Genomic DNA, 15,901 nt, shown 5'->3' on the forward strand with positions numbered 1-15,901 from the left:
CGCGATTGTAGGGACCAGATGTAGCAGATTTGTATCAGGCGCGACCGGTGAGTCGGTAGACCCACAGGCCCAGGTATTCGTGCAGGGCGGTGTGCCAGCGGGCGGCCCCGTCGGCCAGCCCGTACTGTGTCCAGGGGGTGGCCTGGCCGGTGCGGTAGTCGGCCGGCCAGGGCGTGACGTTCCAGCCGGCCTTCTCGAAGGTGGCCATGGAGCGCGGCATGTGCCAGGCCGAGGTGAGCAGCAGCCAGGGGCGGGTCTTGTCCACCCCCGGTACGGCAGCACTGAGCACGGCGTTCTCGTAGGTGGTGCGTGAGGCCGACTCCAGGATCAGCCGCTGCGCTGGCACACCCATGCTGTCGTAGAAGCGGCGGGCCCGCTCGGCTTCGGTCAGGCCCTTGAAGATCAGTTCACCTTCGCCACCGGTATAGAGCAGCTTGAGTTGCGGCGCCCGCTGCAGCAGGGGCAGGGCGGCAGTCAGGCGCTCGGCCGCGTCATTGAGCGCGGGTTGCGTGTGGCCTTGCCAGACATAGGACGACTCCGTGGCGCCGCCCAGCACGATGACGCCGGCATAACGGCTCAGGTCGATGTCGACGGGTGCCGGGTACTGCACTTCTAGGCGGCGCAGCAGCGCATCCGGCAGCGGCGCCCAGCCCTGCAGCAGCAGCACGGCCAGCGCGCTCCACAGCAGGGTCGTGCCCGTGCGGCGCCAGCGCTGCTGCAGGAGCAGGCCCAGCGCGAGCAGGGCGACAACCCAGGCCAGGGGCTGGGTGAGGAAGGCGAGCAGTTTGGCGAGAACGAACATGAGACGGGTTAGTTGGTGGCTATGATCGGTGCGATGAGCAAGACAGCAGTCGAGGATAGCGCCCCGTCGCCCGTGAGTTTCTGGCAGGCCCTGCGCTTCTGGTTCAAGCTGGGGTTCATCAGCTTCGGCGGGCCGGCCGGGCAGATCGCCATCATGCACGAGGAGCTGGTGGAACGGCGGCGCTGGATTTCCGAGCGGCGTTTCCTGCATGCGCTGAATTACTGCATGGTGTTGCCCGGCCCCGAAGCACAGCAGTTGGCCACCTACCTGGGCTGGCTGATGCACCGGACCTGGGGCGGCATCGTGGCCGGCGTGCTCTTCGTGCTGCCCTCGCTTTTCATCCTCATTGCGCTGTCCTGGATCTACATCGCTTTCGGGCAGACGCCGCTGGTGGCCGGCCTGTTCTACGGCATCAAGCCGGCGGTCACGGCCATCGTGCTGCAGGCGGCCTGGCGCATCGGCTCGCGCGCGCTGAAGAACGGTGCGCTGTGGGCCATCGCCGCGGCCTCTTTCGTAGCGATCTTTGCGCTGAACGTGCCCTTTCCGGCCATCGTGGCTGCCGCGGCCTTGATCGGTTACCTCGGCGGGCGTTTCGCGCCGGCGCGCTTCCGCACCGGAGGCGGACACAGCGGCCAGCAGAAGTCCTACGGCCCGGCGCTGATCGACGACGACACGCCTACCCCGGCGCACGCGCGCTTTCACTGGCCGCACACCCTGCGCGTGCTGCTGGTTGCTGGCCTGCTGTGGGTCGTGCCCATGGCCTTGTTGGCGGCAGTCTGGGGCTGGGGCCATGGCTACACCCAGATGGGCTGGTTCTTCACCAAGGCGGCCTTGCTGACCTTTGGCGGTGCCTACGCGGTATTGCCCTATGTGTACCAGGGGGCGGTGGGCCACTACGGCTGGCTCACGCCCGAGCAGATGATCGACGGCCTGGCCCTGGGCGAGACCACGCCCGGGCCGCTGATCATGGTGGTGGCCTTCGTCGGTTTCGTCGGCGGCTACGGCCAGGCCCTGCTGGGGCCGGATGCGCTCTTCCTGGCCGGGGCGCTGGCGGCCGTGCTGGTGACCTGGTTCACCTTCCTGCCCTCCTTCCTTTTTATCCTGGCCGGCGGGCCGCTGGTGGAGTCCACCCACGGTGACCTCAAGTTCACCGCGCCGCTGACCGCCATCACGGCGGCCGTGGTGGGCGTGGTGCTGAACCTGGCGCTGTTCTTCGGCTACCACGTGCTCTGGCCGCAGGGCCTGGGCGGGCGTTTCGACTTCGTGTCGGCTGCGATTGCCCTGGCGGCGGCCGTGGCACTGCTGCGCTACCAGCGCAATGTCATGCACGTCATCGGCGTGTGCGCCTTGCTGGGCCTGCTGCTCAAGAGTGCGGGCGCCTGAGCCTGCGCTCACTTTCTACCCCCCCGATCTCCCCAGCCCTCCCCCGGACCGCCCCTTTTGGTGCGGCGCAATAAAACTTTCCTATCGTTAGTATTGTTAAATCAACAATAAATTTCGATAGATAAAGACTACAATGTTGTCATCGGTTCAAAAAACCGGTCGATTTAATAAATCCCCTTTATCAATCAACAGGAGTTAATTCATGTCCCTGATCAACACCCAAGTCCAGCCCTTCAAGGCCGAAGCCTTCCACAACGGCCGTTTCGTGCAGGTCAGCAACGAGACGCTCAAGGGCGAGTGGTCCGTGCTGATCTTCATGCCGGCTGCCTTCACCTTCAACTGCCCGACCGAAGTGGAAGACGCCGCTGACAACTACGCCGAGTTCCAGAAGGCCGGCGCCGAGGTCTACATCGTCACCACCGACACCCACTTCGCCCACAAGGTGTGGCACGAGACCTCGCCGGCTGTCGGCAAGGCCAAGTTCCCGCTGATCGGCGACCCGACCCACCAGCTGACCCGCGCTTTCGGCGTGCACATCGAAGAAGAAGGCCTGGCCCTGCGCGGCACCTTCATCATCAACCCCGAAGGCCAGATCAAGACCGCCGAAGTGCATGACAACGCCATCGCCCGCGACGTCAAGGAAACCCTGCGCAAGCTCAAGGCCGCCCAGTACGTGGCCAAGAACCCCGGCCAGGTCTGCCCCGCCAAGTGGAACGAAGGCGCCAAGACCCTGACCCCGTCCCTGGACCTGGTCGGCAAGATCTGATCGTTCAGCTGACAGTACCGCAGCCCGATGGGCCGCGGTCCCACGAGGACCCCGGCCCATCCCACAGCGGCATTGAATGCCCAACCCCAACCAGGAGAACCCCATGCTCGACGACACCATGAAGCAACAGCTGCAGGCCTACCTGGGCAAGCTGCAGCGTCCGATCCGCCTGATCGCCTCGCTGGACGATGGTGCCAGTTCGGCCGAACTGCGCGCCCTGCTGCAGGACATCGCCAGCCTGTCGGACCAGGTGACGTTCGACGAGAGCGGCAGCGATGCGCGCAAGCCCTCCTTCCTGATCGCCCGCGAAGGCGAGACCCGCGGTGTGCGTTTTGCCGGCATTCCCCTGGGCCACGAGTTCACCTCCCTGGTGCTGGCCCTGCTGTGGACCGGCGGCCACCCGCCGAAGGTCGAGGCCGACGTCATCGAACAGATCAAGGGTCTGGACGGCGACTTCAAGTTCGAGGTCTACATGTCCCTGAGCTGCCACAACTGCCCGGACGTGGTGCAGGCGGCCAGCCTGATGGCCATCCTGAACCCGCGCGTGCAGACCACGGTGATCGATGGCGCCCTGTTCCAGGCCGAAGTGGACGAGCGCCAGATCATGGCTGTGCCCATGACCTACCTGAACGGCCAGGTCTTCGCCTCGGGCCGCATGACGGTGGAAGAAATCGTCGCCAAGCTCGACGTGAAGTCCGAAGCGCGCGAGGCGGCCAAGCTGTCCGCCAAGGATCCGTTTGACGTGCTGATCGTCGGCGGCGGCCCGGCCGGTGCCGCGGCGGCCGTGTACGCGGCGCGCAAGGGCATCCGCGTGGGCGTGGCGGCCGAGCGTTTCGGCGGCCAGGTCAACGACACCATGGCCATCGAGAACTACATCTCGGTACTGGAGACCGACGGCCCCAAGTTCGCCGCGGCGCTGGAAGCCCAGGTGCGCCATTACGAGGTGGACATCATGAACCTGCAGCGCGCCGACAAGCTGATCCCGGCCAGCGAGCCCGGCGGTCTGGTCGAGCTGCAGATGGCCAATGGCGGCAGCCTCAAGGCGCGCAGTGTCATCCTCTCCACCGGCGCGCGCTGGCGCAACGTCAACGTGCCGGGCGAGCAGGAGTACAAGAACCGCGGCGTGGCCTACTGCCCGCACTGCGACGGCCCGCTCTTCAAGGGCAAGCGCGTGGCGGTGATCGGCGGCGGCAACTCGGGTGTGGAAGCGGCCATCGACCTGGCCGGCATCGTGCAGCACGTGACACTGATCGAGTTTGCCGACGCGCTCAAGGCCGACGCCGTGCTGGTCAGCAAGCTCAAGAGCCTGCCCAATGTGAGCATCCACCTCAATGCGCAGACGACCGAGATCACCGGTGACGGCGCACGAGTCAACGGCCTGGGCTACAAGGACCGCGTCAGCGGCGAAGTGAAACACGTGGAACTCGAAGGCGTGTTCGTACAGATCGGCCTGGTGCCCAACACCGAGTGGCTCAAGGGCACGCTGGAGCTCAGCCGCTACGGCGAGATCGTGGTCGACGCCAAGGGCCACACCAATGTGGCGGGCGTGTTCGCGGCCGGCGACTGCACCACCGTGCCCTACAAGCAGATCGTGATCGCCGCGGGTGACGGCGCCAAGGCCGCACTCAGCGCCTTTGACCACCTGATCCGCACGCCGGTGGCTGAGGCCGTGACCGCCTGACCTGGCCGTCGCCAAAAAGGGACAGTGCCGTGAGGCCTGTCCCTTTTTTCATGGGTGCGCCTCGCCGTGCCGGGGAAGCTACTCGTATGATGGCCTGCCAACAAAAGTGGAGGGCAGTTCATGTCTATCGGTTCCGCGATCTTCTGGGGTGTGGTCGTCATCGTCGGCGTCTACGTCGTCATGCTCTACAACGGCCTGGTGCAGCTCAAGCACAACGTGGCCAAGGCCTGGGCCAATATCGACGTGTCGCTCAAGCAGCGTCATGACGAGCTGCCCAAGCTGGTCGAGGTCTGCAGGCAGTACAAGCAGTTCGAGCAGGCCACCTTGCAGTCGGTCATCGAAGCGCGCAGCCGCGTGCAGAGCGCGCGCGAGGCGCACGACGTGCCGGCGCTCAGCCGGGCCGAAGGCGCGCTGCGCACCGGCCTGGGCCAGATCTTCGCCGTGGCCGAGGCCTACCCCGAACTCAAGGCCAACGAGCACTTCATGCAACTGCAGCAGCGCATCAGCTCGCTGGAGAGCCTGATCTCCGATCGCCGCGAGCTCTACAACGAATCGGTCAACCTGAACAATGTGCGGGTCGACTCCTTCCCCGACGCGCTGGTCGCGCATCTCTTCCGTTTCCCGCACCACCCGCTGCTCGAATTCGCCGACCACGAGAAAGCCGACGTCGACGTGCGCCAGCTCTTCAACAGCTGAGACGCTGAGCGCCGTCGGCTGCCATGCGCTGGCCTATGTCCTTTGGGCGCTTCGGCGGTTCGCTGCATGCCGGCCTGGCCTTCGGGCAGTTCGTGCTGCTGGCCGTGGGCTTCAAGGCCGGGCGGCGCGAAGTCTGGCTCGGGGTGCTGGCCGGCATGGCCCTGCTGGCCCTCCTGGGCTGGGTGGGCGCCCTGCGGCGGCGCCATGCCATCACGGGCATGCCGACGTCGCGCATCGCCAGCGCGGCCCAGGGGTATGTGGAACTGCACGGCCAGGGCCGGCCGCTGGACCTCAACCCCCTGCATTCACCGCTGAGCGGCGCGGCCTGCCTCTGGTACCGCTACCAGGTCGAGCACAAGACCAACGAGGACAAATGGGAGACGGTGGAGCAGGCCGAGAGCCAGACCAGCTTCGTGCTCGACGACGGCAGCGGCCAGTGCCTGGTCGATCCCGAGGGCGCCGAGATCGTGACGCGGCATTGCCGGCGCTGGAACGAGGGGGACTACCGTTATGTGGAGTGGACGCTGCAGCAGCGGGACCGCATCTACGTGCTCGGCAATTTCCTGACGCGCCACCCCAGCCAGGGCCTCGATGCCGGCGCCGACGTGCGCGAACTGCTGGCGGAGTGGAAGGCCGACCAGACAGGCCTGCTGCGTCGATTCGATCTCGATCGCGACGGGCAACTGGACGAGCGCGAGTGGAATCTGGCAAGACGCCTGGCACGCGGCGAGGTCGAGAAACGTCACCGCGAACTGCGACGCCAGCCCGAGCTGCATCTGGTCGAGGGCGCGCCTTCCAGCCTCTACCTGATCAGCAACCACGAACCCGACAAGCTGGCGCGGCGCTTCCTCTGGATGGCCGCGGGCCAGCTGCTGGTGTTTTTCGCTGCCCTGGGCTGGCTGGCCTGGTGGTGGCAACGACCGCCCGCGCTGTGAGCACGGATCAGGCGTTCAACTCGCGTTTCAGCGCCCTTTGCTGGGCCTGGCGTTCGCTCTTGTGCGATTTGCGGTGTGAGCCCGCCTTGCGCTGCAGGGCCGGCGCCACCAGGGGGTTGCGCGGCTTGTGCTGCTTCAGCTTGAGTTTGGTCTTGCGGGCGGAGTTCATGGGCAGGGCTCTGGGGCCAGGGCTCTGGGGCCAGGGCCTTGCCATTATCGCGTCCGCCCCCCTGGCCGCCTACAATGGCCCACCTGTGCATCACCCCCTGCCGAGTGGGGCGCGCGTCCCGTACCTCCTGATCCACCATGCAAGTTTCCGCCTCGATCTTCAAGGCCTATGACATCCGCGGCATCGTGCCGTCCACCCTCGATGAAAACCTGGCCCTGGCCCTGGGCCGCGCCTTCGGCAGCGCCGCGCGCCAGGCCGGCGAAACGCGCGTGGCCGTGGGGCGCGACGGCCGCCTGAGTGGCCCGGCCCTGAGTGCCGCGCTGATCCGCGGCTTGATGGAAGCTGGCATCGAGGTCATCGATGTCGGCATGGTCACCACACCCATGCTGTATTTCGCCGCCAGCACGGTGTGCAGCAGCGGCATCCAGGTCACGGGCAGCCACAACCCGGCGGACTACAACGGCTTCAAGATGGTGCTGGCTGGCCGCGCCATTTACGGCGAAGAAATCCAGGGCCTGCGCCGTTGCATGGAAGACGAGTCCTGGACCTTGCAGGCCGGCGGCTCTGTGCGCAATCTCAACGTCTACGCGCCCTACCGCGACCGCATCGTGGGTGACATCAAGCTGGCGCGCCCCATGAAGATCGTGGTGGACTCGGGCAACGGCGTGGCCGGTGCCTCGGCGCCGGCCATCCTGCGCGCCATCGGCTGCGAGGTGACCGAACTGCACAGCGCGGTCGACGGCACTTTCCCGAATCACCACCCGGACCCGAGCAAGCCCGAGAACCTGCGCGACGTGATCGCCGCGCTCAAGAGCGGCGATGCCGAGCTGGGCCTGGCCTTCGATGGCGACGGCGACCGCCTGGGCATCGTGACCAAGGACGGCAGCAATATCTACCCCGACCGCCAGATGATGCTGTTCGCACAGGACGTGCTCTCGCGCGTGCCCGGCGGCACCATCGTCTATGACGTCAAGTGCTCGCAGCGCCTGGCGCCGGCGATTGAAGCCGCAGGCGGCCAGCCCCTGATGTTCAAGACCGGCCACTCGCTGATCAAGGCCCGGATGAAGGAGATCGATTCTCCGCTGGGCGGCGAGATGAGCGGCCACATCTTCTTCAAGGAACGCTGGTTCGGTTTCGACGACGGCACTTACGCCGCCTGCCGCCTGCTGGAGATCCTGAGCCGCTCACCTGATGCCAGCGTGGTGCTCCATGCGTTGCCGACCAGCCACTCCACCCCCGAGCTCAATGTCAAATGTGCTGAGGGCGAGCCGCATCGCCTGGTGGCCGAGCTGGTGGCCAAGGCGTCGTTCAAGGCGCCGGCCACGGTCAACACCATCGACGGCGTGCGCGTGGACTGGCCCGACGGTTTCGGCCTGATCCGCGCCTCCAACACCACGCCGGTGCTGGTGCTGCGTTTCGAAGGCCATACCCCTGAGGCGCTGCAGCGCATCGAAGGCGAGATGCTGACCCTGCTGCGCAGCGTCAAGCCGGATGCTTCCTTCGCTGAGGCGGCACACTGAGCGGGACAGGGTTCACCTCTTGAACATCCTGATCGTCAAGCTGTCTTCCCTGGGGGATGTCGTGCACAGCATGCCTGCCGTGCAGGACATCCGGCGCGCCTTGCCGCAGGCGCAGATCGACTGGGTGGTCGAGAAAAGCTTTGCACCGCTGGTGCAGCGTTGTGCCGGTGTGCGGCGTGTGATCCCCTGTGAACTGCGGCGCTGGCGCAAGGCGCCTTTTGCGATGACCACGCGTGCCGAATGGGCCGCGTTCAAGAGCGAGCTGCAGCGCGAGGCCTACGATGCCGTGATCGACCTGCAGGGTTTGACCAAGTCGGCCCTGGTCGCCTGGCTCGCGCGCCTGGCACCGGGCGGCCAGCGTTATGCCCTGGCCAATCGCACCGAGGGATCGGGTTACGAGGCGCCGACGCGCTGGGTGGCCGATGTGGCCATCCGCATCGAACCCCATGTGCATGCGGTCCGGCGCTCGCGCGAGCTGTGCGCCCGGGCCCTGGGCTATACCGTGCCGGCCGAGGAAATCTTTGGCCTGCAACCGCACCTGGGGCAAGGTGAAATTGCTCCTGAAAAGATAGCAATTGGCATGCTGTCGGTTCGTCCCTGCGTGGCCCTGGTGCACGGCAGTTCGCGCGCCGACAAGCAGTGGCCGGCTTCGCATTGGCTGGCACTCGCAGACAAGCTCGATGCCGCCGGTTTTGACGTGGCCCTGCTGCACGGGACCGACGAGGAGCAGCGTCGCAGCGAGACCCTGGCCCGTGAGATGCCGCATGCCGTGGTCTGGCCACGCCTGGCGCTGGACGCGCTGACCGATGCCCTGGCCAGCTGCGCCGGCGTGATCGGTGTGGACAGCGGGCTGAGCCACATCGCCGTGGCGCTGGACCTGCCCCACGTGCAGATCTACAACTTCGATACCGCCTGGCGCACCGGGCCCCAGGGCCGCGCCCGCCAGCGTTGCGTTTATGGGCAGCCCGTACCCACGGTGGGGGCTGTCTGGCTGGCCTGGGCCCAGGTGCAGCCAGCGGGTGGGACCGCCTGATGGCGCGCTTGCTCTATTCCCTGCTGGCCTGGCTGGTGCAGCCCCTGTTGCGGCGCAAGTTGATGCGCCGCGGCCGCCAGGAGCCGGGTTATCTGGTCGCGGTGGAGGAGCGGTTCGGGCAGTACGCCATGCCGGCCTTGCCGGACGATGGCCGCACGCTCTGGGTGCATGCGGTCTCGCTGGGCGAGACGCGTGCTGCGGCCGTGCTGCTGGCCACGCTGCGCGAGCAGTGGCCGGCGTATCGCCTGCTGCTCACGCACGGGACGGCTACCGGCCGTGCCGAGGGCGTGGGTCTGTTGCGTGAAGGGGATGTGCAGGTCTGGTTGCCCTGGGACACGCCTGCGGCCGTGCAGTCCTTTCTCGATCATTTCCATCCGCGCCTGGGCATCCTGCTGGAGACCGAGGTCTGGCCCAATCTGGCGGCTGGCTGTGAACGCGCCGGTGTGCCGCTGGTGCTGGCCAATGCGCGCCTGAGCGAGAAATCGCTGCGCAAGGCTCAGCGACTGGCCTGGCTGTCCGTGCCGGTCTACCGCAGCCTCGCCGCGGTGTGGGCGCAGACGCAGGACGACGCGACGCGCCTGGCTGCCATCGGTGCGCCGGTACAGGGCGTGTTCGGCAACCTGAAGTTCGATGCCACACCCGATGCCGGGCAGGTGGCGCGCGGCCAGGCCTGGCGCACGGCGCTGGGCCGCCCGGTCATCATGTTCGCCAGTTCGCGCGAGGGCGAGGAGGCTGAGTTATTGCAGTGTCTTCGGCAGGCCGGTGAGGCCGCGCGCGCGATCCAGTGGCTGATCGTGCCGCGCCATCCGCAGCGCTTCGACGAGGTGGCCGAACTGGTGACCCGCCAGGGCTTCAGCCTGGCGCGGCGCAGCCAGTGGGACAGCGCACCGGGTCTGGTCGAGATGTCGACCGACGTCTGGCTGGGCGATACGCTGGGCGAGATGGCGCTGTACTACGGCCTGAGCGACGCGGCCCTGCTGGGGGGCAGCTTCGCACCGCTGGGCGGGCAGAACCTGATCGAGGCCGCCGCCTGTGCCTGTCCGGTCTTCATGGGGCCGCACACCTTCAATTTCGACGAGGCGGCCAGCCTGGCACAGGAAGCCGGCGCGGCCCAGCGCTGCAGCGACCTGGCCAGCGCCGTGGCGGCGGCGCAGCGCCTGGTGCAGCAGCCCGGGCGTCAGCAGGCCATGGCACGCGAGGCCTGCCGATTCGCCAAGGCGCACCGTGGCGCTGCCCTGCGCACACGAGAGGCGCTGGCGGTTTACCTGGGTTGAGTGCTTGCGGGGGCCGCCGGCGCCGGTGCCGTGATGGCGGGTGCCGCTGGTGCGAGCAGGGCGTTTACCCCCTGCAGATCCTCGCTCTTGAGCGTACCGCTGGCCTGGCGCAGCTTGAGCCCCCCCACCAGCACGTCGTAGCGGGCCTTGGCCAGCTTGGCCTTGGTGTCGAACAACTGGCTCTGCGAGTTCAGCACATCGATGTTGATGCGCACGCCGACCTGGTAGCCCAGCTTGTTGGCGTCCAGCGCGCTCTGGCTGGAGGCCTCGGCCGCTTCCAGCGCCTTGACCTGGCCCAGACCCGAGACCACACCAAAATAGGAGGCGCGCGTGCCCTGTGCCACGTTGCGCTGGGCGGCGTCCAGGTCGGCGCGGGCCTTGTCTTCCAGGGCCAGCGTTTCCTTGAGGCGGTTCTGCGTGGCGAAACCGGCAAACAGCGGCAGGACGAATTGAACGCCCACGGTCGTGTTGTAGGTGCGCGAGTCGGTGGTCGAGATGGCCGAGCCGCCGACGTTGCGGTTCAAGGTGTGGCTGGCCGTGAGGTCCAGCGTGGGCTTGTGGCCGGCCTTGGCCTTGTCGGTTTCCAGGGTGGCCACTTCCAGGCCGATACGCGCCTGGCGGATCGCCGGATGCTGGTCCTGACTCTGCTGCACCCATGTGTTCACGTCATCGGGCGCCAGCGCGGGCAGCGTCGTGGCCGGGGCCAGAGGGTAAGGCGCCGTGTCGACCTTGCCCACCAGCTGGTTCAGGGCCAGCTTCTTCACGCGCAGGTCGTTGTCGGCGGCGATTTCCTGGGCCGTCACCAGGTCGAAGCGGGCCTGCGCCTCGCGCGTGTCGGTGATGGTCGCGGTGCCCACCTCGAAGTTGCGGCGTGCCGATGCCAGCTGCTCGGCCACGGCGGTCTTCTGGGCCTGCACGAAGGTCAGGCTGTCCTGTGAGGCCAGCACGTCGAAGTAGGCCTGGCTGACGCGCACGATCAGGTCCTGCTCGGCGGTGAGCAGCTGGGCTTCGGCCAGATCGGTCTGGAGCGTGCCCTGCTGGTAACTGGCGAAGTTGGCCGCGCGGTACAGCGGCTGGGTGGCATTGACGCCGACGTTCTGGTTCTCGAAGCTGCGGTCGCTCGTGTTGCCGCCGCTTTCGGTGCGCAGCTGCGTGCTGGAGGCGCCGGCCGTCAGGTTGACCGTGGGCAGCAGGGCGGCCTTGGCCTGGTCGGCCTTGGACAGGTTGGCTTCGTACTGCGACTTGGCCGCCTGGTAGGCCGCATCATGGCCGCGTGCCGCGTCGTAGAGCTCCAGCAGGCTCTGGGCGCGCACAGGGAGGGCCAGCGCGGCGCCGATGGCCAGGGTCAGGGGCAGCAGTCGGTAGGTTTTCATGGTGGCGGGTACTCCGGGGGTGTAGGCGGGAAATGCGGGTTATCTCAATAGCGCGGCACGGTCGGGTCTACCTGCAGGGACCAGGCATTGATGCCACCGCTGATGTTGGCCACGTGTTTGAAACCCTGATACTCCAGAAACTGGGCCACGCGCATGCTGCGCCCGCCGTGGTGGCACATGCAGGCCACCGGGCGCGTGGGGTCGAGTTCATTGAGCCGCGGGGGGATCACCCCCATGGGGATGGCCACCAGATCGTAGGCGGCATCCGGCTTGATGCTGGCGTGCTGCAGCTCGGACGGTTCACGCACATCCAGCACGAGCGGGCGGCCGTGCGCCTGGGCTTTCGCTGCCCAGTCCTTGATATCTCCGGGGTGGATGTGTTCGATCATGGTGCTTGTCGCCAGAGGGCGACTCAGAAGTTGAAGCGGGAATGTTCGGGGAAGCTCAGCAGGCGCGGCGCCAGCGTGTCCCAGCCCTGGCTGGTCAGGTATTCGACGGCGCTGGTGCGGGTGATCAGGGTGGCGCGCATGACGGGTGCGTCGCCCACGATGGCCATCAGGCGCCCGCCGGTCTTGAGCAGCTCCAGCAGCTTGTGCGGCACTTCGGCGACCGAGCCGCTGAGCACGATGACGTCGAAGGGCGCCTCGACCGGCAGGCCCTTGGCGCCGTCGGCCTGGCGCACTTCCACATTGGAGACGCCGGCTTTCTGCAGATTGGTGCGCGCCAGGGTGGCGAGCCCGGGATCGATCTCCAGCGAGATCACGCGCTGGGCACGCTGCGCCAGCAGGGCGGCCATGTAGCCGGAGCCGGTGCCGATCTCCAGCACCTTTTCATGTTTCTGCACGGCCAGGTCCTGCAGCATGCGGGCCTCGACCTTGGGCGCCAGCATGCACTGGCCCGGCTCGCCGCCGGTGCGCAGGGGCAGTTCCATGTCGGCGAAAGCCAGGGCCTTGTGGGCAGCCGGGACGAAGTCCTCGCGGTGCACGACGGAGAGGATGTCCAGCACGGCGGCATCGAGCACGTTCCAGGGGCGGATCTGCTGCTCGATCATGTTGAAACGGGCTTGTTCGAAGTTCATTTCTTATACTCCATGGGGTATTGTAGAGGATCCTGGAAAATTTTACTTGGCAGGCGATTTTTCACCGCGCCAGCGCCGTCCCAGCCACTGGCTGAAGTCGTCCATATAACAGTAGACCACAGGCACCACCACCAGCGTCAGCAGGGAAGAGGTGATGACGCCGCCGATCACGGCCTGGCCCATGGGGGCGCGCTGCTCGGAGCCCTCGGTCAGGGCAAAGGCCAGCGGCACCATGCCGAAGATCATGGCCAGGGTGGTCATCAGGATGGGGCGCAGCCGCACCCGCGCCGCCATCAGCAGGGCTTCGGCGCGCTCCATGCCTTCTTCGCGGGCCCGGATGGCAAAGTCCACCAGCAGGATGGCGTTCTTGGTCACCAGGCCCATGAGCATGACCACGCCGATGATGGAGAACATGGACAGGGTGGAGCGGAACATGAGCAGGGCCAGCACCACGCCGATCAGCGTGAGCGGCAGCGAGGTCATGAGCGCCAGCGGCTGGAAGAAGCTCTTGAACTGGCTGGCCAGGATCATGTAGATGAAGATGACGGCCATGGCCAGCGCGGAGATCGCGTAACCGAAGGACTCCTGCATGTTCTTGGTCGAGCCGCCGAACTGGTAGCGGTAGCCCGGCGGGAAGGCGATGCTGTCCAGCGCCTTGCGGATGTCGGCCGAGATCTCGCCGGCCGAGCGGTTGTAGACGTTGGCGTTGATGGCCACCTCGCGCATCAGGTCGCGCCGGTTGATCTGGTTGGAGCCGGTGTCCTCGACCAGCGCGGCGACCTGGTTCAGGCGGATCACGCGCGAACTGCCGTCGCTGTTGGCCCCCAGCGCGAAGGGCAGGCGCTCCAGGTCGCCCATGCTGTTGCGCGACTCGGGTGCCAGGCGCACATTGACGTCGTAGGTCTGGTCGTCACTGGCGCGCCAGTTGCCCACGGTCTGCCCGGCCACCAGCGTGCGCAGCGAGGTGGCGATCTGGTTCACGTTCAGGCCCAGGTCGGCGGCCGCCTCGCGCCCGACCTGCACGGCGATGGTCGGTTTGCCCGGCTTGACGCTGGAATCGAGGTCGACCAGGCCGGGAACGTCGCGCACCTTCTCCATCACCAGCAGGCTCAGGCGTTCGAGTTCCTGCAGGTCATTGCCCTGCAGCGAGAACTCGATCTGCTTCTGCCCGCCCACCGGGTCGAGCAGGCCCACGTGCGTGACGGTCATACCCGGCACCTGGCGCAGGCGCTCGCGCAGCACAGCGGACATCTGGTCCACGTTGCGTTGCCGGTCCTTGCGGTCGACCAGGCGCACGTAGACGCTTGCATAGTTCTTGCCCAGCGCGTTGCCGGTGTTGAGCGTGGCCAGCGAGTAGCGCACCTCGGGGAAGGTGCGCAGGATGTCCTGCACCTGGCGCGCCTTGGTCTCGGTGGCCTCGATGGAGGAGCCCACCGGCGTGTAGAAGCTGACCGTGGTTTCCGAGAAGTCGGCCTTAGGCACGAACTCGGTGCCCAGCAGCGGCACCATCACGATGCTGAGTACGAAGATGGCAAAGGCGATCCCCAGCGTCGTCAGCTTGTGCTTCAACGACCAGCGCAGGATGGACTGGTAGCTCTCGGCCAGGCTGTCGGTGGCATGGTCGAACCAGCCGGTCACGCGGCCGATGGTCTTGTCATAGAGGTTGCGGGGCTCGGTCTTCTGGCCGTGCGCATGGATGCTGGGGTCGTGCCACAGGCTGGAGAGCATGGGGTCGAGCGTGAAGCTCACGAACATCGAGATCAGCACCGCCGCCACGATGGTGATGCCGAACTCGTGGAAGAACTTGCCGATGATGCCGCCCATGAAACCGATGGGCAAAAACACCGCCACGATGGAGAAGGTGGTGGCCAGCACGGCCAGGCCGATCTCCTGCGTGCCGTCCAGCGAGGCCTGGTAGGCGGGCTTGCCCATCTGGACGTGGCGCACGATGTTCTCGCGCACCACGATGGCATCGTCGATCAGCAGGCCCACGCACAGGGAGAGCGCCATCAGCGTGATCATGTTGATGGTGAAGCCGAACCAGTACATGAACAGGAAGGTGCCGATCAGCGCGATGGGGAGCGTCAGGCCGGTGATGACGGTGGAACGCCAGGAGTTCAGGAAGAGAAAGACGATGAGCACGGTCAGCAGGGCGCCCTCGATGAGGGTGCGGCGCACGTTGTCCACCGCCACGCGGATCGGGCGCGAGCCGTCGAAGATGGGCTCCAGCCGCACGCCCGCCGGCAGCTGGGTCTTGAGTTCGGCCACGGTGCGCGCAAGTCCGTCGATGACGGCGATGGTGTTCTCGTCCTGCGCCTTCTGCACCGACATCAGCAGCGTGCGCTGGCCGTTGTGCAGGGCGAGGGTCTCGACCTCCTGCGGGCCGTCCTGCACGGTGGCGACCTGGGCCAGGCGGATCGGCGTGTTGCCCTTGCGAGTGACGATGATGCGGCCGAAGTCCTCGGGGCGCTGCATGCGCGCGTCGATCTGCACCACCAGCTCCTGCGCGCTGGAGCGCACCGCACCCACCGGCAGTTCCTGGTTCTCGCTCTTGACGGCGGCCACCACCTGTTCGGGCGTGATGCCGTAGGCCTCCAGCGCTTCGGGGCGCAGGTAGAGGTTGATCTCGCGCTTGGTCGCGCCCACCAGGGTCACGGCGCCGACGCCGCGCACATTTTCCAGGCGCTTCTTGAGCACCTGGTCGGCCCAGCTGGTGAGTTCCACCGCACTGAGCGCTTTGCCCGCCTGGTCATCGGGCAGCACAGCCAGTGACCAGATCGCGCGGCTGGCGGGGTCGAAGCGCAGCACGCGCGGCTCCTTGACCTCGGTGCGCAGGCTGGGGCGGATGGCGGCCACCTTCTCGCGCACGTCCTCGGCGGCCTTGCGGCCGTCGATGTGCAGCTGGAATTCGATGATGACCAGCGACTGGTTTTCGTAGCTGCGCGAGGTCAGGGCATTGATGCCGGCGATGGAGTTGACGCCTTCCTCGACCTTCTTGGTGACCTCGCTCTCCACGATTTCGGGCGAGGCGCCGGGGTACTCGGTGCTGATCACCACCACCGGAAAGTCGACGTTGGGGAATTGGTCGACCTGCAGGCGCTGGTAGGAGAACAGGCCCAGCACCACGAAGGCCAGCATGACCATGGTGGCGAAGACCGGGTTCTTGAGACTGACTTGGGTGAACCACATGG

14 protein-coding genes are annotated in these 15,901 nt (G+C 66.8%); 8 read left to right on the forward strand and 6 right to left on the reverse strand.

The window, feature by feature from the left end; translation table 11 throughout:
- Window positions 1–34: 34 nt before the first annotated feature.
- A complete protein-coding gene (locus AO057_RS07330; RefSeq protein WP_057675009.1) occupies window positions 35–802 on the reverse strand; it encodes a YdcF family protein in 768 nt (255 codons plus the stop codon).
- 33 nt (window positions 803–835) lie between these two features.
- Here AO057_RS07330 and chrA point away from each other — a divergent pair, with 33 nt between their 5' ends.
- The 5 genes from chrA (at window position 836) to AO057_RS07355 (ending at window position 6,263) form a co-directional block, all read left to right on the forward strand.
- Complete coding sequence (gene chrA / locus AO057_RS07335; protein ID WP_057677207.1) at window positions 836–2,185, forward strand: chromate efflux transporter; 1,350 nt, start codon at window positions 836–838, stop codon at window positions 2,183–2,185.
- Between the two features lie 202 nt (window positions 2,186–2,387).
- Window positions 2,388–2,951 (forward strand): alkyl hydroperoxide reductase subunit C, encoded by a 564-nt coding sequence (gene ahpC, locus AO057_RS07340; protein ID WP_057675010.1) that lies wholly within the window; start codon window positions 2,388–2,390, stop codon window positions 2,949–2,951.
- A gap of 103 nt (window positions 2,952–3,054) precedes the next feature.
- On the forward strand, window positions 3,055–4,632 hold the full coding sequence (gene ahpF, locus AO057_RS07345) for an alkyl hydroperoxide reductase subunit F (RefSeq protein ID WP_057675011.1): 1,578 nt from the start codon (window positions 3,055–3,057) through the stop codon (window positions 4,630–4,632).
- 120 nt (window positions 4,633–4,752) lie between these two features.
- Window positions 4,753–5,328 (forward strand): LemA family protein, encoded by a 576-nt coding sequence (locus AO057_RS07350; protein WP_057675012.1) that lies wholly within the window; start codon window positions 4,753–4,755, stop codon window positions 5,326–5,328.
- Window positions 5,329–5,363: 35 nt separating this feature from the next.
- A complete protein-coding gene (locus AO057_RS07355) occupies window positions 5,364–6,263 on the forward strand; it encodes a GIDE domain-containing protein (RefSeq protein WP_057675013.1) in 900 nt (299 codons plus the stop codon).
- 7 nt (window positions 6,264–6,270) lie between these two features.
- Here AO057_RS07355 and AO057_RS18010 read toward each other — a convergent pair whose 3' ends face one another.
- Window positions 6,271–6,432, reverse strand: coding sequence for a hypothetical protein (locus AO057_RS18010; protein ID WP_168163356.1), 162 nt, complete (start codon window positions 6,430–6,432; stop codon window positions 6,271–6,273).
- A 137-nt stretch (window positions 6,433–6,569) separates the two neighbouring features.
- Here AO057_RS18010 and AO057_RS07360 point away from each other — a divergent pair, with 137 nt between their 5' ends.
- Genes AO057_RS07360 through AO057_RS07370 form a run of 3 tightly spaced genes read left to right on the forward strand, consistent with a single transcriptional unit; the run spans window position 6,570 to window position 10,259 of the window.
- Window positions 6,570–7,952 carry a phosphomannomutase/phosphoglucomutase gene (locus AO057_RS07360; RefSeq protein WP_057675014.1) on the forward strand — a complete coding sequence of 461 codons (1,383 nt, stop codon included), beginning with the start codon at window positions 6,570–6,572 and terminating at the stop codon, window positions 7,950–7,952.
- A 19-nt stretch (window positions 7,953–7,971) separates the two neighbouring features.
- The gene (waaC, locus tag AO057_RS07365) at window positions 7,972–8,985 is read left to right on the forward strand and encodes a lipopolysaccharide heptosyltransferase I (RefSeq protein WP_057675015.1); all 1,014 of its coding nucleotides are present in this window, start codon (window positions 7,972–7,974) and stop codon (window positions 8,983–8,985) included.
- The gene (locus AO057_RS07370) at window positions 8,985–10,259 is read left to right on the forward strand and encodes a 3-deoxy-D-manno-octulosonic acid transferase (RefSeq protein WP_057675016.1); all 1,275 of its coding nucleotides are present in this window, start codon (window positions 8,985–8,987) and stop codon (window positions 10,257–10,259) included. The genes waaC and AO057_RS07370 overlap by 1 nt, the downstream gene beginning before the upstream one ends.
- Here the strand turns inward: AO057_RS07370 and AO057_RS07375 are convergent.
- From AO057_RS07375 to AO057_RS07390, 4 genes are read right to left on the reverse strand one after another with little or no spacing between them, the layout of a single operon-like run.
- The gene (locus AO057_RS07375) at window positions 10,247–11,632 is read right to left on the reverse strand and encodes a TolC family outer membrane protein (RefSeq protein ID WP_156404493.1); all 1,386 of its coding nucleotides are present in this window, start codon (window positions 11,630–11,632) and stop codon (window positions 10,247–10,249) included. The genes AO057_RS07370 and AO057_RS07375 overlap by 13 nt on opposite strands.
- Before the next feature lie 44 nt (window positions 11,633–11,676).
- The gene (locus AO057_RS07380; RefSeq protein ID WP_057675017.1) at window positions 11,677–12,021 is read right to left on the reverse strand and encodes a rhodanese-like domain-containing protein; all 345 of its coding nucleotides are present in this window, start codon (window positions 12,019–12,021) and stop codon (window positions 11,677–11,679) included.
- A gap of 23 nt (window positions 12,022–12,044) precedes the next feature.
- On the reverse strand, window positions 12,045–12,710 hold the full coding sequence (locus tag AO057_RS07385) for a protein-L-isoaspartate O-methyltransferase family protein (protein ID WP_057675018.1): 666 nt from the start codon (window positions 12,708–12,710) through the stop codon (window positions 12,045–12,047).
- Window positions 12,711–12,752: 42 nt separating this feature from the next.
- Window positions 12,753–15,899 (reverse strand): efflux RND transporter permease subunit, encoded by a 3,147-nt coding sequence (locus tag AO057_RS07390; protein ID WP_057675019.1) that lies wholly within the window; start codon window positions 15,897–15,899, stop codon window positions 12,753–12,755.
- Window positions 15,900–15,901 lie beyond the last annotated feature (2 nt).

Origin of the sequence: Curvibacter sp. PAE-UM, from assembly GCF_001432305.1 — a bacterium.
In the GTDB taxonomy this organism is placed as follows: Bacteria; Pseudomonadota; Gammaproteobacteria; order Burkholderiales; family Burkholderiaceae_C; genus Hylemonella.